Origin of the sequence: Autumnicola tepida, from assembly GCF_031846485.1 — a bacterium.
In the GTDB taxonomy this organism is placed as follows: domain Bacteria; phylum Bacteroidota; class Bacteroidia; order Flavobacteriales; family Flavobacteriaceae; genus Autumnicola; species Autumnicola tepida.
Map to the genome: position 1 here is coordinate 24992 of NZ_JAVRHQ010000032.1, position 19169 is coordinate 44160.

Consider the following 19169-nt stretch of genomic DNA (forward strand, 5'->3'; position numbering starts at 1 on the left):
AGGCTGCATAAAATTCTGAAATTGCTTCAGCAAAAATTAGCAACAACAGGTTTTATGCAGTTTTTAGATCCAGTCCCTTCGGCGCAGCAAATGTTCAATATGCGTATAATGGTGCCGGCCGTGCCAAGAATACATGGCCAGGCATTTCAGGAGTGAAATTTCCGCCTGGGTTCCCGGATGCCTGAAGGTTTTCTGAAAGTCAGCTTCAGCCATATTTTCAATCAGGTAAATCCATTTTACGTGCAGTGCCTTCAGGTAATCCAGTGAAATTTGCACCGGCGCTTTCCTGCTGTCTGGCAGTTTAGCAAAAGCTTTTTCATCATAAGCTTTTATTAAGGGGTTCTCTTCCGTCAATGTCCACTTAAACCGTAAATAGGCATTCATGTGGCTGTCTGCCAAATGATGAATTACCTGCCTCACCGTCCATCCTTCCGGGCGGTATGGTGTGTTTAATTGGGATTCCTCAAGATTTTTTACCAGGTTTTCCAGCTGCTGCGGAAAATCGGCGATTTCCTGCTTCCAGTCTTCAAAATAACCCATAGCATGATGCTGTGGAAACTGCATCTTGCCAATGGGATATTTTAGTAATTCCAATTGCTCTGAAGTCATACCTAAAGATAAAAAAACGTGCTGAAATCACAGCACGTTCAAATCTTCAATTTTCGGGAAGAAATCTTATTTAACATCCATAAGTTCCACATCAAATACAAGGGCGGCGTTTGGCGGAATCACTCCACCTGCACCACGCTCGCCATAAGCAAGATGTGAAGGAATAACAAAACGCGCCTGGTCTCCCACCTTCAGTTTTAAAATGCCTTCATCCCATCCCGCAATTACGTGACCCACACCAACAGGGAATTCTAATGGTTGTTTCCTTTTATAAGAAGAATCGAAAACAGTACCATCTGCCAGCATTCCTTTATAATGCACCGAGACCGATTTGCCTTTTTCAGCCTTTATGCCGTTTCCTTCTTTTTCGATTTTATAACGCAGTCCGCTTTCGGTCTTTTCGAAACCCTGGGAAAGTTCCCCTAGCAGTTCTTCCTGTTGCTTTTTGGCCGCGGCCTCCCTCTCGGCTTTTGCACCATTAAACTGGCGAAAAGCTTCCACAGCATTAAAATCTTCAGCCTCCTGGCCTTCCCTTATAATTTCAAGCTTCTCTATTTTATCGCCCTGTTTGATTTTATTTACCACTTCCTGGCCATCCACAACATTTCCAAACACGGTATGCTTCCCGTCCAGCCATGGCGTCTCCACGTGGGTAATAAAAAACTGGCTGCCATTGGTACCCGGCCCGGCATTGGCCATAGATAATTTCCCGGGAGCGTCATGTTTTAATTCAGGATGAATTTCATCTTCAAAATTATAGCCGGGGCCACCGCTGCCGGTTCCCTGCGGATCGCCGCCCTGGATCATAAAATCAGGAATTACCCGGTGAAATTTAAGTCCGTCATAATAAGGTTTTCCCTGTGGGATAGCATCATTTTCAAGATTTCCTTCGGCAAGGCCTACAAAATTACCCACCGTACCGGGAGTTTTTTCATATTCGAGTTCTACTAAAATCTCCCCTTTGGAGGTATGAAATTTAGCATATAATCCGTCGTTCATTTTTTTAATTTTAATTGAATTGCAAAGATACCTAAATAATTTATTAAGGTTAAAGGCTGAAGCTCAACGGCTACATGAAAATTAATAATCGTTTAAAATTCAGGACCGCTTTTCTCTTAGAAAAAGAACATTAAAAGTCTCAAAAGAGGTTGTGGAATTAGCTAATATACTTTTTCGCCATTTACATAGGTTCCAATAACCTTTAGACCCGGGATTTCATTCTCTTCAACTTCCATAATATCCTCATTCAGAATAACAAAATCGGCAAATTTACCTGGTTCAATACTTCCCTTCTCTTTTTCCTCGAAGTTAGAATAGGCTGCCCAGATGGTCATTCCTTTTAATGTTTCTTCGCGGGAAAGTGCCTGTTCTTTCATAAAGCCGCCTTCAGGAAAATTTTTGGTATCCTTTCGTGATACGGCAGCATAAAAAGTAAGGAACGGGCTCACTTCTTCTACAGGAAAATCTGTGCCCAGCGCTACAAGTCCCGCCTGATCCAGGAGTTTTTTATAAGCATAGGCTCCCTGCATTCGTTCTTCCCCAAGTCGGTCCTCAGCCCAATACATATCACTGGTGGCATGCGTTGGCTGTACGGAAGGAATAATATTTTTGCTGAAATATTTAAAATCCCCTTCATCAATCACCTGAGAATGTTCTACGCGCCACCGCCTGTCTTCAGCATCACCTACCAGGCTGTCGTAAGTTTTGAGCACAAGGTAATTTGCAGAATCCCCAATTGCATGGGTGTTCAGCTGGAAATCTGAATCTGCTATACGAACAGCTGTTTCTTCGAAATCTTCTATGGGAGAAAGCAGCGCGCCAAAATGGCCGGGGCGGTCATTATACTCCTCCTTTAACGCCGCACCACGGGAACCCAGGGCGCCATCACCGTAAAATTTAACTGAACGCACATTTAAACGATCTGTTTTATAAGGCCCTTTGGACAGATAATAATCCAGGTTTTCTTCGGAATTGCTGATCATGGCATACATCCTTATCTTAAAATCCCCCCTTTTATGCAGGCTATCCATCAATTCAATAATTTCACGATCTATCCCGGCATCATCCACAGTGGTAAGCCCATATTCAAAACATATTTTCTGGGCGTCCATTAAAGCCGTCATTTTCTCTTCAATAGTAGGTGCAGGCTGGGCTTTAGCTATAAGATCCATTGGATTATCTACAATTATGCCGGTAAGCCTGCCGTTTTTTTGTTCAATATCGCCACCTTCATAGGGAGTATTTGGAGTAATCCCGGCAGCATCCAGTGCAGCCTGATTGGCTAAAAGGGCATGGCCGTCTATACGCGTTACGGCAATGGGGGTGTCGGGAAAAAGCCGGTCCAGCGTATCCTTTGTGGGAAATTCTTTAACTTCCCAGTCATTTTGGTCCCAGCCTCTTCCGGTAATAAAATCTACTCCCCTTTTCTGCTGAAATTCAACAATGCGCGCCACCACCTCATCAAAACTTTCTGTCCCGGTAAGATCTACTTTATTTTGCTGAAGGCCGAGCCTGTAGAAATGCGCGTGGGCATCAATAAATCCCGGATAAACAGCCTTTCCTTCAGCATCATAAGTATCGGCGGCTTCATATTTTTGCTCTAACTCATCTGTTGAGCCAACTGCTATAAATTTTCCGTCGCGTACAACAAAAGCCTCTGCTTTGCTGAAGTTGCCATCTACGGTATAAACTTCAGCATTAAAAACAAGCAGATCTGCCTTTTCCTTTTGGCCACAGGAAAACATGATTAAACAGGAACAAAGGAGTAATAAATAACTTTTCATTTTTCAGAATTTGAGGTAAAAATAAAAAATGCACCTCAGGAAAGGCACATTTTGGATTATAATTAGTTTTTTCAGAAGCTTTTATGTAAGACCCAGGCCTTCCCAAACAGCATGCCTGATATCTGGATTGGCCGCAGCAGCAAGGGCTACCGAAACAAACAGACCTATCATCGCGTAGGCAAAATCTTTAAAAATCATCTTCCCCGCTTTCTTGCGATGTTTCTTGCCTTTCTTCTTACGGGCAAGGCTAATAGCAATCTCACGGCCACCAATAACCCCCAGGAAAACCCAGGTGGTGCTCATTGGCACGGTACTAATAAAGAGTTTATAGATAAGCATTACCACGTAAATTAAATCTACAAGGGTTGCCGCACGAATATCTGAAATACGGGTTTTTTCACTTACTACCTGCTGAATCTTATCTCCTCTAAGGTAAAACAATAATCCCAGGCCAAGAAAAATGGTCGTGGCAAAAATACCAAATTGAAAAGCATCTAATCTTCGTGGAAGGAAAACCGCGATATTTGCGCCATCCTGCATCACCCAGACTCCCCATAGGGTTCCGCTTACCAGCCATTGAACAATAGTCCAGCTGTTGCTGAATTTCCTGCTTTTAAAGTACTTTTTTATCAGGTTGTAAGATAAATACCATACCAGAAAAGACAATACAAATGCCATAATATAACCCGTCCAGCTCTTCCATACCACCGAAGTTATTCCCGAAGTATCTGCGCTAAATACGCTTAAAATAAGGAAGGTTGTGGAAACGGGCATCCTTAACCTGGTTAAAATTAAAAGTATAAGGGGTGCGATAATCTGGAAAAAACTAAAGCTCTCCGGGTGGGGATAAGCCGTAGTGCCATCGGGATTTAAAAGCCGCTGATAGGTGACGTCCCCATTAAAATAAAACCAGCTAAAGGTTACCACTCCAAGAAAAATCGTCCCCACGTAAAGCCACAAAATCCACCATGGTTTGGATTTATTACTTTCAATAAAAGTTCCCAGGGACTGGATACTATCGTTTGCTACAGTGGCATAGGCAGCAAAAAAGAACCCAAGCCACATGGCAGCCCGGGTGTTTCCTGTAAAAATACCGGCCAGGATAATCCCGCCAATAACAATAGCGAGAAAGGTTTTTTCTTCAACAATAAAATCAAGAATGTTCAGGTAGGGACGGTCGCGATTAGTACGCCTGAATTTTTTTGCCATCTATGAATTAATTTCAGTAATGCGAAGTTTCACTTCTTTGATTTCAGGATGCAATATTACTTTAAATTTGAATCTTGAATGTTTAGTAATTGTTAAGTCGTATAATTGATGAAGATAAGGTTTTCTGAAAAATAAAATTCTAAGGCTAAGATTTATGACCGCTTAGCTGCAAGATTGATAATGACACTAGTTACGACAGAGCTTCAAAAAGTGAGCTACCTGTTTATTTTATTTTTTCAGTTTAAAAAGGAGATTAAAACCTGTCTAAAAGATACCAGCTTTGAGGGAATTGGAACCTGCTAAAATTTTAGTTTTACAATGTGCAATAAATGGCAAAAGCCTGAAAAGTTCTATTTCTGATAGAATTTTTCAGGCTCTTTTTAATTTCCAAAGATTTATTAAAAATCGAATTTATAAGTAGCTCCTGCCAGGAACTGTGCTCCCTGCACGGGGAAGTTCATCCAGCGCTCGTAATTGTTATTTAGAAGGTTACTGCCTTTTATAAAAGCGGAAAGCTGCTCATTAAACCTGTAGCCAAGATGCGCGTTTAAATCAAAATAGCCATCCAGCGTCACCACCTCATTTTGTTCCGGGTTAACAGGATTTGTGATCACGGTGCGTGAAAGGTCTTTCCGTTCTCCCCTGTAAAAAATATTCGCACCGGTGTACCATTTTTCGGTGATCTGATAATCTGCTGTTAAAGCCGCTGTAAGCTGCGGCAGGTTCCATGCCTCAACTTCTTCTTCAGTAGAATAGCTAAAAACTTCAGCATTTGCAGAGAGTGTAAAATTTCGGTTTACATCTACATTAACCTCCCCATAGAAAGAAAAGGTATTGATATCATCATAAACCACCTCAAAAGAATTTCCGTAGGCATAATCCTCTTCAGTCACCCCAATGGCATAAGGATTTCTTCTGTACATGGCTTTATTAAACTGCGAAGAATAGCTCACCCTGGCATTATAGCCCAGACTATTGGTAAGCCTGCCCTTTGCCCCCACATAAGCATCATATTCAGTATCTGTGGGCTGAATGGCTAAAGTTGGGGACACAAAATGATTGTCCTGGTAGAAATCGTAATAAGTATTCTGCTCCAGCTCACCTTCTATCCCTCCGTAAGCGGTAAGCATATCTCCGGCAAGCTCGTAACTGGCCGTAATTTTTGGATAGAGATAAAAATTACTGTCAGAATTCTGGGTATCAAGGCTATAATAAAAAGCGATTCCTAAATTAAGGGTAAGATCATCCCTCAACACCAGTAAACTGGGGTTTAACCCAAAGTTCATAAAAGTATAGTCATAACCGTTGCTGCCATAAAAAGCTTTATCAAAACTCCCATTTACAATATCTGCAGTAATATTTGTTGTAATAAGCTCGCCGGCAATGTTAGCTTCAAAAGCTGCTGTAGCGTCAAATTGGTTTTCTGAAGAACTATAGGAATCCCCGGAATGGCGGAATTTTGCTTTTGCCCTGTCAAAAAAAGAATCGTACAATTCAATTTCCCCACCTGCATAAACCGAAAAATAGTTCTGCTGCGGATCTATCTCCAGCACCTGGGCATCGGTAAGTGCAGGACTTTCAGGCAAACCATACCAGTTAAAGAGCTGGTGCTGGCCGCCGACTTCTGTTTTCCAGGACAGGTCCCGGTCTCTACGGGTATAGCTAAGGTTTAATTCCGTATCATAAAATTTATCGTCCAGGCGAACTCCCTCAATGCCTCCCTGGGAAGAATTATGGGTGAGAAAAACTCCAAAGTTATCGGTCCTGTTTACCTCCAGGTTGCTGTAAAATTCTGCCAGCACATTAGAGTAATTTCCAAAACCAAGGGTGGCGTAATTGTTAAATACCTTAGGCGGCCTTTCTCTTTCTACCGTTGTTGCCCGTCCTTTGGCCGGAGTAAAAGTGGAAGCCACAGGTACAGAGAAAATACTGTATTTTACTTCTTTCTTGGCCAAATTCACTGAATCTGCCCTGCCCGGCATTTGTTTAATTTTTGACGCGTCCCGCACAGATGGGGAATAGGGCTTTACAACTGTTACGGTTTCACTGCCAATAGGATCCTGGGCAAAAAGAACACTGCCGGACAAAAACAAGACTAAAAACAGGCTCATTTTTATTCCTGCCAGATGTTTAAAAGCTTTAAGGTCCGGGCCGGATTTAAAGCTATTGGAACCTTGTAATCTTAGGGCGAGGTCCGTGCTTGAGAAAATTCGCATATAGGGATTTCTTAAATTAGGTTTAGTTGATTAATTATTTTCTACGGAAGAGTTGGTTTTGGCTTCCTGAGTTTTAATCCTGGCCAACTCGGCTTTAGCCTCAGAAACAATTTCAGGATAGTTGCTAAAGTTCTTAATTACATTGTCCAGAATATATGTTGCCTGGTAAGCATCTCCAAGCTTGTCAAAATTTTTGGCCATAAGCACCAGGCCTTTTGCGCCCCAGCGTTTATAGCCAGAAAAATCCTTTGCCAAAATCTGAATGGCGGCATTCGAAGCTTCATAATTTCCATTTTTGTTCTTGAAGTAAGCATCGTAATACAGCGCTTCTGCAGCCAACTCGCCTGTAGCTGTTTTTTGAACTTCGGCATAAGCGGTTTTCGCCCGGTTTTCATTTCCCGCCTTCATTGCAGACCTGGCGATTATCACCTGCGCATCCGTTTTCGCCTGTTTTTCAGCGCCTGGGCTGTTCAGTACTTTTTCAGCATAAGCTTCGGCTTTTTGAAAATTTCCTGCTTCGTAGTAGGATTTCATCAGGTTAGACTGGGCATAGGCCACATTTTCCTGGGAATCTGCTTCTTTTTCCAACCTTTCCAGGAGCGGAGTGGCTTCAGCGTAATTCCCTTTTTCGAGATAAATCTGGGATAGCCTTGCCAGCGCCTGTTCGGTAAATTCGTTCCCGGGCCTTTCCACCACATAACGGTAATGGCTCATGGATTTGTCTTTATTCCCCTGGCGGAAGTAAAGCTGGGCCAGGTAAAAATGCGCGTTGATGGAATGAATCCCGTTAGGAAAATCCCTGAGGTATTTTTCAAATCCGTTAATTGCCTGATCGGCCTTATTGTTCAAATACTGGTTTTCCGCAGATTCATAGGTGGTGTTATCAAGATCGGCATCTGTAACTTCAACAAAATCTATATTTCTCACCCAACTCGCATACTCGTCTGTTCTTCCCAAATCCACGTAAACGTTTCTTGCGGTGGAAACAGCCTGTTTTGCTTCAGGCGTATTAGGATAGTCAGAAACTACTTTTTTCAAACGTTCCAGGGCTTTGTTGCCTTCATTGGAATTGTAATAAATCAATCCCTGCCGTAGCATCGCCTTTGGCACAAAAGCACTTCCCGGCACGTCCCTTATCAAGCGGTTATAAGCCTGTATTCCCTGCTGGGTATTCTCCATTGCTACGTAGGTATTCCCCAACTCGAAAAGGGCATCATCGCGGTAGGGGGAACGTGGATATTTACTAATGAAGTTATTCAGCTCCTCAATTTTAGTTTCATTACGGTTTACAAATCCATAGCTTATTGCTTTTTGAAAAGCTGCATAATCACTGTCGCTCACATTATTCGCAATCGCTTTATTATAAGCTTCCATGGCGGGCCAGTACTGGCTGTTCACGAAATAGCTGTCACCAAGCCTTAACCATGCATCATCCCTCCTGGCATTATCATTCCCGGTGTTTTCAGCATATCGTTTAAAGTAACTGGTCGCCTGGGCATAATCGTTCTTTTTGAAATAGGCATAACCAATATTATAATCCAGGTTTTTCATTTCTTCGGTACCGCGGGCAGCAGTCATTCCGCCAAATTCCTTATAGCCAATAATCGCATCATCTATACGGTTAACATTGAATTCACTCTCTGCCTTCCAAAAAGTAGATTTAGCAGTAATAGCGGGATCCCGTGGTTCATTTAAGGCTTTATCAAACATTTCTATTGCCTTGTAATAATCGCCCTCTTCGTAAAGTTCCAGTCCGTAATAATAAGCGACCTTCTGGTAAGCTTGCTTATCGCTGAAATTCCTGTTATTTTCCAGCAAACGCATAGCTTCTTCATAATTTTTAGTAGTAATAAAAGAATCTATAAGTAAGGTTTCCACTTCCTGTCTTTCGGCAGCATCGGGATATTTTTCAAGATAATTTAGCAGCACCTGTGATGGGCTCTCGTAAGAGTTTCCAATTTCGTAGCTAAGTTTTGCATAATTCAGGAGCGCGTCCTGCTGAATTTTAGCATCAAAAGGCATTTCGCTGGCATTTTTGAAAGCGTTCAGCGCCTGTTGCTTCTGCTCCAGGTTAAGGTAAGACTGCGCAAGGTGATAATAGGCATTTTGGGCGATGGAATTATTTCCGTCTATTATTTTATTAAATTCTGAAATGGCCTTTTCATAATCGCCCTGTTTGTAATAGGCGTAACCTAACTGGTAATAATCGGTATTATTCCATTTTCCGCGAAGGCCCTGGTATTCCTTTAAATAAGGAATCGCTTCTTCATATTTACCTAAATTGAAATAACTCTCTCCTATAATTTTGTTCAGCTGGGATTTTTCCTGGCGGTTGGATTTTGGAAGTTGTTCCATTCCTAAATCGATCGCCTTTTGGAAATTCCCTAATTTGAAATTCATATCTGCCTGGAAATAGGAAAGGTCTTCGCTATACCGGGAATTATCCTGAACCTGCTCAAAATTCTCACTGGCTTCCTCGTAATCATCACTTTCATAAGCCATAAAACCGATGTAATATTTGGCCTGTGAACCGTATTCTTTAGAATCCCTCACCCGTTCCAGATATGTTCGCGCTTCCTCATAATTATTGGTTCGAAAATAGGCATAGCCGTTGTTAAAATAATACCGCTGCCTTTCCTTACGGCCCATGGCATTTTCATCCACCTTATCGTACCATTTCCTGGCAAGAGCGTATTTTCCTGTGTTGAAGTAATAATCTGCCACGTCAAGATAAGCCGAATTGGTTTTGGTGCTGGTAGGATAACGCGTTACAAATCGCTCCATAAGGCGGTCTGCTCCAGGCTGGTTTAATCTTACCGCGGCGTTGGCTATATAATATGCAGCATCGGCCTTAATTTTTTCGTCTTCAGTTTCATCTTTAACTTCATCAAAAAGATTTTGGGCCGCCAAAAACTGCTGGTTATTATAGAGCTCTAGCGCACGGTTAAAATCGGCTAATTCATTGGTATAAGTAGCAGATTGCTGGGAAATACCTTTAAATGAGAGGGATAGTAAAACAACAATGAGGAGAGATTTACCAGGTGTCATTTATATATGTTTAGATTGAAGTTCAAAGATAATTTAATGCTTATTTTAATAACGATGAAAGTGGCCTATAATTATGTTAATATGAAAAAAAGTAAACCGGCACTTTTTGAAAAATGTATATTTACCGATAATTTTACACCATAATCTAGCATTTCTATTTATGTCTCAAGCCGTCCTGGAATTAAAAAACGCCGCCATTTATCAGCGTGAAAGTTTGATCCTTTCTGAAGTAGATGTAACCGTAAATAAAGGTGATTTTGTCTACCTCATCGGAAAAACCGGTACCGGCAAGAGTAGTTTTATGAAAACGCTTTACGGGGATTTACCTTTAACTGAAGGGGAAGGCCATATTGTTGATTTTAACCTGCGCACCTTAAAGGAAAAGGAAATTCCTTACCTGCGGCGCAAATTAGGGGTGGTTTTCCAGGATTTTAAGCTGCTTACCGATAGAAATATAAACGATAACCTGCAGTTTGTTTTAAGGGCCACCGGCTGGAAAGACAAATCTGCGATGGAAAAGCGCATTGAAGAGGTGCTGAATAAAGTGGGCATGAAAACCAAAGGCTTTAAATATCCTTACCAGCTTTCCGGTGGGGAGCAACAACGTGTGGCAATTGCCCGGGCGCTGCTAAACGATCCTGAGCTCATTCTTGCCGATGAGCCTACGGGGAACCTGGACCCGCAGACCTCTGTGGAAGTTATGGAAGTGCTGCAGGAAATTAGCAAAAACGGAAACACCATTTTAATGGCCACTCACGATTACGCTTTACTGCTGAAGTATCCTTCAAAAACTTTAAAATGCGACGGGCAGAGGGTTTTTGAAGTCGTGCAGAAAACAGTATAGTTCGGAGTTCTTGGATGGAGGTTTGGAGCATCACGACTGCGCCCGATGTTACAGATGTTCGGCCACCTCACCTCCAAAAGTGGAAGGCTTTCCATTTTTTATAACCCATTCACTCTTCACTAAAACTCTCCCGCAGGTTATCGCAGAAAGTATGACAGAGATCAGTCCTTTGTTCATTCTAACTTCCAGACCGCTAAATCCTAACTTCCCTTCACTTTCACCGTCCATTCAAAGTTAAAACTGGAAACTTCCACTCCTTCTTCATTATAGCCTTTGCTCGTCATCCAGAAGGTTTGCCCCTCGCCGGTCTCCAGCGTACGCTGAATTGCAGCCTCAATCTTTTGTCCGTCATGGCAGGAAAAAGTTATTTTCCCGGTTGCCTTTTTGGAGAATGAAGAATTATTTTGGGCTACCAGCATGGAAATCTTTTGGTTTTTCTTTTGAATTTTAGACATAACCAAGGCTCCCGTGCTAAGTTCTGCTGCCATAGCCTGAACCGCAAAATACATAGAGTTAAAGGGGTTCTGATTGATCCTGCGATGCCGCACCTTCACCGTACAAGTTTCTTCCTCTATCTTCTTAACGCGCACTCCGCATAGCCATGCGCTGGGTAACTTCAGCATTAAAAAAGAATTAAGTTTAGCGGGAGTGAACTTCATATAGCTTCTTATTTTATTAAATGTACCCAAAATAAATGAAACTCAGGGAAAACCTTAAATCTTAAATAAAAGTTAAATTAAGGTACTATGCTTTGCAAAATACCTGCTTTTAACCATATATTTGTATTAGAAATTAATAGGTTATGAATTCACAGGCATTACATCAGGATAAAACACTGGCAACGCTTATCCATTTATCGGTATTCTCCAAATACCTTTTCCCGTTTGGAAACTTTCTCTTCCCACTTTTGCTATGGCTGGTAAAAAAGCAGGACGCGTTTGTAGATAGTCATGGCAGAAATGCCATAAATTTCCAGATAAGCATCTTCCTCTATTTTATTCTTTTAGGCTTACTGGGGCTTTCCATTCTGCTAATTATGGGACTGAATTTAAGTTTTGATACTCCTTTACATCTATACAACGACCATATACATACAGAGAATTTTCAGGATCTTATCCCATTAATCGTAGTTGCCGGGACTTTTGGAACATTAATCCTGGGGCTCTTTGTACTGGAAATCTATGCGGTGATAAGCGCGAGCTTAAAAGCAAGTGAAGGCGAACTGTACAAATACCCGCTATGCATCAACTTTATAAAATAAAAATATGGCCTGAAAAACTGGCTACTGAAAATGCATCATCAAATTTTCAATTATAAAACCATCAATCAAAAAATGGACAGTTTAACAAAATTCAAAATCAGACATTATGAAGATTGAAAACACCAAGGCACAAATGCGTAAAGGTGTGCTGGAATATTGCATCCTTTCTGTCCTGCGGGATGAAGACGCCTATGTGGCTGAAATCCTGGAGACCCTGAAAGACGCTAAGTTACTGGTAGTAGAAGGAACTATTTATCCTTTACTTACCCGGCTTAAAAACGCGGGCCTTCTCTCCTACCGCTGGGAAGAATCCAGCAGCGGCCCCCCACGTAAATATTACGGATTAACCGACACGGGGAAATTATTTTTAAAAGAACTAACCACTACCTGGGACGAGCTACAAACAGCCGTGACAATCGTAACCACTCAAAAAAAGAAAAATCATGAATAAGACAGTCAATATAAATCTTGCCGGCGTTTTCTTTCATATAGATGAAGATGCGTACACCAAACTGCAACATTACCTGGAGGCTATTAAACGCTCTTTCACCAATACGCCGGGCAATGATGAGATTATAGCAGATATTGAAGCCCGTATTGCTGAATTATTCACTGAAAAAATCAGGGATAAGCGCCAGGTGGTAAGTTTAAAAGAAGTGGAAGAAGTTATCGCTATCATGGGCCAGCCAGAAGATTACATGGTAGATGAAGAAATCTTTGAAGACGAACCCGAATATGAAAGCAGCACCCGTAAAACAATTAAGGGCAGGAAACTTTTTAGGGATACACAACATTCATACATTGGCGGGGTTTCCTCCGGGCTGGGCCATTATCTTGAAATAGAGGCTATATGGATAAGGCTGTTATGGGTTTTCCTTACATTCCTTACCAGCGGAGCCTTTATTTTGATCTATATCGCAATGTGGATTTTTGTACCCGAAGCTAAAACCACTGCAGACCGCCTAGCCATGGAAGGCGAAGAAGTGACCATTAGTAACATTGAAAAAAAAATTCGCGAAGGCTTCGACAATGTTACCGGTAAAATGAAGGATGTAGATTACCAGAAATACGGAGACAAAGCCAGGTCTGGCGCAAGCTCTGCCGGCTCGGCAATAGGCAATATTATTAAAGTTTTACTTAATGTTTTTGTAAAATTCATCGGGATCATACTTCTCCTTTTTGCAGGTGTAATTTTAATAGGTCTTTTTATAGGCCTGTTCACCGTGGGGATATTTGGACTAATTGATACTCCCTGGATTGATTATGTAGAAATGGCAGTGAGTGGTGGTCCTTTTTGGTTAATTTCCATAATTGCATTTTTTCTCGCTGCGATTCCGTGTTTCTTCCTGTTCATTTTGGGCTTGAAAATCCTGGTGCCCAACCTGAGATCTATAGGAAGAACCGCGAAACTTGTGTTGCTTGGGCTTTGGATAATATCATTTATCGGGGCCGTAGTAATTACTATTCAGCAAGCTACAAATACGGCTTTTGACGGGGAAACCGTGGTGAGCCAAAGCCTTAATATAAATAAACAGGACACTCTTTTTGTAAGCATGCGGAATACAAATAATTTTTCCAGTAGTTTTTATCGCGGTGGCGATTTTAAAATAAGGCATGATGAAAATGGTCAAAAAATGTTGTTTTCAGATCGTGTATGGCTAAGCATTAAATCTACGAGGGATTCCCTTGCCAGAATAGAAATCTTAAAATCTGCTGAAGGAAGAGATTTTGAAGATGCCAATCTTAGAGCTCAAAATATAAATTATGACATGTCACTCCAGGGGAATGAGCTTCAACTGGATAGTTACCTCACTTCCGATTTAGAGAATAAATTCCGGAACCAGGAGGTTGAAATCAGCCTTTATGTACCTGAAGGGGCAACACTATACGTAGATTCCGGGGCAAGTGCCTATGTAAGCAGGTATGAGAGTGACAATATTTTTAGAAGAGCAGACCAGGAAAGGTTTCTTGAAGTAATTGATGGCGCCACGATTTGCCATAATTGCCCTGTGGAGCAAACAGATTTTAATGATGAAACAAATTCTGAAGAATGGGAAAGTGATGAGTGGAATGAAGAAGATGACTACAACGCCAAAGTTAATATAAACAGGGATGGTGTGGATATTCAGATTCAGAAAAACTCAGCAAATAATACTCCCAATGTCCAATCTGCGAACGCGGAAGAGGAAGATACTACAACAACCGATTCAATTCAGTAATCATGAGCAATCTCATCAATCTTATTATTATTTTTCTGATGTCATTAATCCTGGAAGTTCCTGCCGAAAGTTCTCATCAAACTTCTTCGGAAAAAGGAACTGCCACGGTTGAAGTTATTCCGGAAGAAAAATGTTCTTCGGAAGAAGTAGCGCTATAAAAACAAAAAAGTCCCGCAATGGGACTTTTTTATTTTCAATTTTCAGGCTGGGAGATTATTGAACAGCTTCCTTTTTTGTCTGCGCGTTTTCAATATCTTCTTCCGTCTCAATTTCGGCAAGATAACGTTCGGCGTCAAGGGCAGCCATACATCCGGTGCCGGCTGCTGTAATAGCCTGCCTGTAAACCTTATCCTGAACATCTCCTGAAGCGAATACTCCCGGAATATTGGTTTTTGTGGTTTTACTTTTAGTCACTATATAACCGGTTTCGTCCATATCAAGCCAATCCTTAAAAATATCGGTGTTTGGCTTGTGCCCGATAGCTACAAAAAAGCCGGTAATTTTAATCTCTTCTTTTTCCCCGGTTTGGTTATTCACCATTCTAAGGCCTTCCACTACCTGGTCTCCCAGAATCTCATCAACTTCGGTGTTATACCGCAGCTCAATATTTTCTGTAGTTTCCACCCTGTGCTGCATGGCTTTGGAGGCTTTCATGTAATCTTTACGCACAAGCATGGTCACTTTATTGCAAATATTGGCAAGATAGGTAGCCTCTTCAGCAGCAGTATCCCCACCACCAACAATTGCCACATCCTGACCTTTGTAGAAGAAACCATCACAAACCGCGCAGGCAGATACACCGCCACCTCTTAACTTCTGTTCACTTGGCAGTCCCAGGTATTTCGCGGTTGCACCTGTAGATATTATTACTGTTTCTGCTTCCACCCATGTGGAATTATCGATACAAGCTTTATGGATTCCACCAGCTTTTTTACTGAATTCCACTTCAGTAACCATTCCTATTCTTACATCGGTACCAAAACGCTCCGCCTGCTTTTGAAGGTCTACCATCATCTGGGGGCCATCAATTCCTTCAGGATAACCGGGAAAATTGTCAACTTCAGTAGTAGTGGTCAACTGTCCGCCGGGCTCCATTCCGGTGTACATCACCGGCTTCATATCGGCTCTGGAAGCATAAATGGCCGCAGTATATCCTGCAGGTCCCGATCCTATAATTAAACATTTTATTCTTTCAGGTGTATCGCTCATATCAAAAATATTTTGGACTGTAAAAATACTAACTTTAGACAAAACCCGAGGCTTAAACTAATTAAGATTGATTATTTGCCAATAGTTGTAGGACATAAATTGCTACTAATTGGTCTGGCTTTAATTAAAAAACTTACTTTCTTCGGGTTTACACTATAAAAAGTAACTTTGCCGGTGATGGAGCTAAGCTTATTTAATATACTGGATATCCTGGGAACTATGGCTTTCGCGACTTCAGGAGCGCTTACTGCAATGAACCGTAAACTGGATTTGTTCGGGGTATTCATCATTGCGTTTGTGACTGCAATTGGAGGCGGTACCCTTAGGGATGTTCTTATTGGAAACACTCCGGTTATCTGGATGGAAAATACCATCTACATTTACCTCATCGGCCTTTTTACGATTCTTGCCATTATCTTCCGCAAAAAAATTTATTATTTAAGGCGTTCTCTTTTTCTCTTTGATACCATTGGATTAGGAGTTTTTACCATTACAGGAGTAGAAACAGGAATTAGAAATGAGCTGGATCCCATCATTTCTGTTGCCCTTGGCGCTATGACGGGGACCTTTGGCGGGGTAATAAGGGATATTCTCTGTAATGAAATCCCTGTTATTTTCAGAAGGGAAATTTACGCGACCGCCTGCCTGGTTGGAGGTGTGGCATTCGTAATTTTATATAGGTACAACATAGATCACGATTTAATTTATATTATTACTTCTCTTACCGTAATTGTTATCCGCCTGGTGGTTGTAAAATATAAAATAGCGCTACCTTCTTTTTACTTACCTGAAAAAACGGGATAAAATAAAAGGCTTATTCTTATAAAATTCAGATTATCAAATATTTGATTGTCTTTAGAGCTCATTTCTAATGAGGCAGTTTATAACGAATAATCTAAAGAGAGAAGTTCCCTGTAACACGCCTGCAAAATATTCATTTCTTCCTACCACCTCCCGCATCAGCCTGTTTAGACATCCATTTACATAATTGAAAAAGGATATTCCAGTTCAGGAGTTAAATTTACAAAATTGCTTGCTAAATTATTCATAACGGACTTTGCTGCTGTAGTTCCTCATTATACATTTAATAAGTTTTAGAGCACCTCCTCATTTAGCTCTTAATAGTTTATCAATCTCATTTTATTAATCGAATTACCGGCACTCCGGGAAGGCTGTTCTATATCCTTTTCCGGAAAGACACGGTTAATGGTAAAACTGCCATTTATGGAAAAGAGCTCAATTGCACAAAAACAAGAATTTAAAAAATCCAGCGGCTTTAATAAAGAAAAGGAAAAAGGTAAAAAAACTGAATACGATATGCTGGTTTTCTCCCATTTAAGATGGGGATTTGTATATCAGCGACCACAACACATCATCAGTCGTTTATCTGCAAATTATCATATTTTGTTTATAGAAGAACCTGTTCATTTTGATGTAGGTGAAGAAAAGTCATTTGAACTGGAAATAATAAACCAAAACTTACATGTTCTTAAGCCGAAGGTCTCAGATATACCTTCCATCAGTAACATTCTTAAACCGCTAATAAAAAATGGCCCAACAGCAGTCGGGTGGTTTTATTCAGCCGCATTTAGTCCATTGCTTACCGATTTCAGGTTTGATAAAGTAATTTACGATTGCATGGATGAACTTTCTCTTTTTAAGGGCGCTCCATCTGAGCTTATAAACCAGGAGAAGTTCCTGCTGTCCGAAGCTAATATTGTCTTTACCGGTGGAAAATCTTTATATGAATCGAAGCATAAAAGCCACAACAATGTTCACTGCTTTCCAAGTTCTGTAGAGCAGGAGCATTTTCGGAAAGCAAGTCAGGAGAAATCTTTAAGTCCTGAGGATCTTCAGAAAATAAATTCTCCTATGGTTGGCTATTGCGGGGTTATAGATGAACGGATTGACCTGGATTTACTTCAGAAGACTGCAATACTGCTTCCAGAAATTGCTTTTATCATGGTTGGCCCTTTGGCTAAAATCCAGGAAGAAGATTTGCCGAGGGAAGAAAACATACATTACCTGGGAATGAAGCCTTACAACTCTCTTCCTGTTTACCTGGCAACATTTGACATCGCTATGATGCCATTCGCCCTAAACGACTCTACAAAATTTATTAGCCCGACAAAAACATTAGAATATATGGCGGCAGGAAAACCTATAATTTCAACAGCAATTAAAGACATTATGCGGGATTACAGCAACTGCATTCCTATTATCGCCAGTGCCGAAGAGTTTGCAAATGCTATTAAAAACATTCTCAAAGATCCTAAAGATTTTTCAGCAGATTATAAGGAAATACTCAGTAAGACTTCGTGGGACAGCACTGCAGCGCAAATGGAAGAAATTATTAAAAGCAAGGTAAAATGAAGGTGGATATTTTAATTATTGGCGCGGGAATATCTGGAGCTGTTTTAGCTGAAAGATATGCCACACGGGGCAAAAAAGTGCTCATCCTGGAAAAGCGCCCACATATTGCCGGTAATTGTTTCGATTATATTGATGAAAACGGAATCCTGGTTTCAAAATATGGCGCTCATCTGTTTCATACCAACGAGGAAGGGGTATGGAACTATGTAAATAGGTTTAGCGAATGGTATGCATGGGAGCATAAGGTCCTGGCGAAAGTCGATGAAAAACTTGTTCCCATTCCGGTTAATATTACAACCGTGAACATGCTCTTCGATCTTAAAATTTCTTCGGAAGAACAAATGAAGGATTGGCTGGAAAAGAATAGAGTTCATACTGACAATCCCAAAAATGGAAAAGAAGCCGTTCTTGCCAGAGTAGGACCGGAATTATACGAAAAAATGTTCAGGCATTACACTAAAAAGCAGTGGGATAAATTTCCTGAAGAACTGGACGCTTCTGTCTTAGACCGCATTCCGGTTAGAACCAATTACGATAACCGCTATTTTTCAGATAAATATCAGGCTCTTCCAAAAAATGGATATACCAAATTATTTGAAAAGCTCCTCTCACATCCCAATATTCATGTAGAATTAAATACCGATTATTTTGATGTTAAGGATAAAATAACTGGCTATTCAAAACTTTTTTACACAGGGCCCATCGATAGGTTTTTCGAATTTAAACACAGCCTGGAAGACAAACTGGAATACCGCTCCATCAACTTTGTAAGTGAAACGGTAAATCAGGAATATTACCAGGAGAATTCCGTAGTAAACTACCCGGGAACCGAGGTGGATTTTACCCGCATAATTGAATACAAACATTTTGGAAATCAGCAATCCAAAAAAACCACTATTGTTAAAGAATATACTGTGGATAGCGGAGAGCCATATTATCCTGTTCCCAATAAAAAAAACCGGGAAATTTATGAAAGATACCGCAGGGATTCTGAAGGATTGAAAAACATCTATTTTGTAGGAAGACTGGCAAATTATAAGTATTTCAATATGGACCAGGCCTTTAAAAATGCCCTTGATTTGTTTAAAAGCCTGGAAGGAAGGAAAAAACGAAAGAGAATATTCAGGAATGAAAAGCAGGCAGTTCAAAGGTTTTAAAAGCTTCTTTATGGGTGGCTTCGAGTGCGCCGATCATATTAACCGTACAGGGAGACGAATTAATCTACTGGAAGAAACCGAACATGATGTAAGGTGCGAAGAAGATTACGCCCTGCTCTTCTCTTTGGGAATAAAAGTGGTGCGGGAGGGAGTTTGCTGGAGTAAAGTAGAAAAAGCCCCCTTCATTTTTGACTTTGGCTCCTTAAAGTCCAGAATAGATGCGGCTGCAAAGTTTAAAATA

16 protein-coding genes and 1 pseudogene are annotated in these 19169 nt (G+C 40.9%); 9 read left to right on the plus strand and 8 right to left on the minus strand.

What is annotated here, in order from left to right:
• Positions 1-63: 63 nt before the first annotated feature.
• From RM553_RS17865 to RM553_RS17890, 6 genes are all read right to left on the minus strand, one after another.
• Positions 64-609 carry a YfiT family bacillithiol transferase gene (locus RM553_RS17865; protein ID WP_311536326.1) on the minus strand — a complete coding sequence of 182 codons (546 nt, stop codon included), beginning with the start codon at positions 607-609 and terminating at the stop codon, positions 64-66.
• A 66-nt stretch (positions 610-675) separates the two neighbouring features.
• Positions 676-1608, minus strand: a complete 933-nt coding sequence (locus tag RM553_RS17870; protein ID WP_311536327.1) for a peptidylprolyl isomerase — start codon at positions 1606-1608, stop codon at positions 676-678.
• 161 nt (positions 1609-1769) lie between these two features.
• Positions 1770-3392 (minus strand): amidohydrolase, encoded by a 1623-nt coding sequence (locus tag RM553_RS17875; RefSeq protein WP_311536328.1) that lies wholly within the window; start codon positions 3390-3392, stop codon positions 1770-1772.
• Positions 3393-3473: 81 nt separating this feature from the next.
• The gene (locus RM553_RS17880; RefSeq protein ID WP_311536329.1) at positions 3474-4601 is read right to left on the minus strand and encodes a hypothetical protein; all 1128 of its coding nucleotides are present in this window, start codon (positions 4599-4601) and stop codon (positions 3474-3476) included.
• A 398-nt stretch (positions 4602-4999) separates the two neighbouring features.
• Complete coding sequence (locus RM553_RS17885) at positions 5000-6817, minus strand: porin family protein (RefSeq protein WP_311536330.1); 1818 nt, start codon at positions 6815-6817, stop codon at positions 5000-5002.
• A gap of 30 nt (positions 6818-6847) precedes the next feature.
• Positions 6848-9865 carry a tetratricopeptide repeat protein gene (locus RM553_RS17890; protein WP_311536331.1) on the minus strand — a complete coding sequence of 1006 codons (3018 nt, stop codon included), beginning with the start codon at positions 9863-9865 and terminating at the stop codon, positions 6848-6850.
• A 160-nt stretch (positions 9866-10025) separates the two neighbouring features.
• Here RM553_RS17890 and RM553_RS17895 point away from each other — a divergent pair, with 160 nt between their 5' ends.
• Positions 10026-10709 (plus strand): cell division ATP-binding protein FtsE, encoded by a 684-nt coding sequence (locus RM553_RS17895; protein WP_311536332.1) that lies wholly within the window; start codon positions 10026-10028, stop codon positions 10707-10709.
• A 200-nt stretch (positions 10710-10909) separates the two neighbouring features.
• On the opposite strand, the gene RM553_RS17900 is transcribed toward RM553_RS17895, so the two are convergent.
• Positions 10910-11368 (minus strand): DUF4442 domain-containing protein, encoded by a 459-nt coding sequence (locus RM553_RS17900; protein WP_311536333.1) that lies wholly within the window; start codon positions 11366-11368, stop codon positions 10910-10912.
• Positions 11369-11511: 143 nt separating this feature from the next.
• Between RM553_RS17900 and RM553_RS17905 the strand changes: the two genes are divergently transcribed.
• The 4 genes from RM553_RS17905 (at position 11512) to RM553_RS17920 (ending at position 14347) form a co-directional block, all read left to right on the plus strand.
• Positions 11512-11970 carry a DUF4870 domain-containing protein gene (locus RM553_RS17905; protein ID WP_311536334.1) on the plus strand — a complete coding sequence of 153 codons (459 nt, stop codon included), beginning with the start codon at positions 11512-11514 and terminating at the stop codon, positions 11968-11970.
• 106 nt (positions 11971-12076) lie between these two features.
• A complete protein-coding gene (locus RM553_RS17910) occupies positions 12077-12421 on the plus strand; it encodes a PadR family transcriptional regulator (RefSeq protein WP_311536335.1) in 345 nt (114 codons plus the stop codon).
• Positions 12414-14189, plus strand: a complete 1776-nt coding sequence (locus RM553_RS17915) for a PspC domain-containing protein (RefSeq protein ID WP_311536336.1) — start codon at positions 12414-12416, stop codon at positions 14187-14189. The genes RM553_RS17910 and RM553_RS17915 overlap by 8 nt, the downstream gene beginning before the upstream one ends.
• 2 nt (positions 14190-14191) lie before the next feature.
• Positions 14192-14347 (plus strand): hypothetical protein, encoded by a 156-nt coding sequence (locus RM553_RS17920; RefSeq protein WP_311536337.1) that lies wholly within the window; start codon positions 14192-14194, stop codon positions 14345-14347.
• Between the two features lie 55 nt (positions 14348-14402).
• On the opposite strand, the gene trxB is transcribed toward RM553_RS17920, so the two are convergent.
• Positions 14403-15398 (minus strand): thioredoxin-disulfide reductase, encoded by a 996-nt coding sequence (gene trxB, locus RM553_RS17925; RefSeq protein ID WP_311536338.1) that lies wholly within the window; start codon positions 15396-15398, stop codon positions 14403-14405.
• 177 nt (positions 15399-15575) lie between these two features.
• Between trxB and RM553_RS17930 the strand changes: the two genes are divergently transcribed.
• From RM553_RS17930 to RM553_RS17945, 4 genes and pseudogenes are all read left to right on the plus strand, one after another.
• Positions 15576-16202 (plus strand): trimeric intracellular cation channel family protein, encoded by a 627-nt coding sequence (locus RM553_RS17930; RefSeq protein ID WP_311536339.1) that lies wholly within the window; start codon positions 15576-15578, stop codon positions 16200-16202.
• A 420-nt stretch (positions 16203-16622) separates the two neighbouring features.
• Complete coding sequence (locus tag RM553_RS17935) at positions 16623-17771, plus strand: glycosyltransferase (protein ID WP_311536340.1); 1149 nt, start codon at positions 16623-16625, stop codon at positions 17769-17771.
• Complete coding sequence (gene glf, locus RM553_RS17940; protein WP_311536341.1) at positions 17768-18928, plus strand: UDP-galactopyranose mutase; 1161 nt, start codon at positions 17768-17770, stop codon at positions 18926-18928. Before RM553_RS17935 ends, glf begins: the two co-directional genes overlap by 4 nt.
• Before the next feature lie 10 nt (positions 18929-18938).
• A pseudogene (locus RM553_RS17945) lies at positions 18939-19169 on the plus strand (hypothetical protein); the annotation flags it as partial.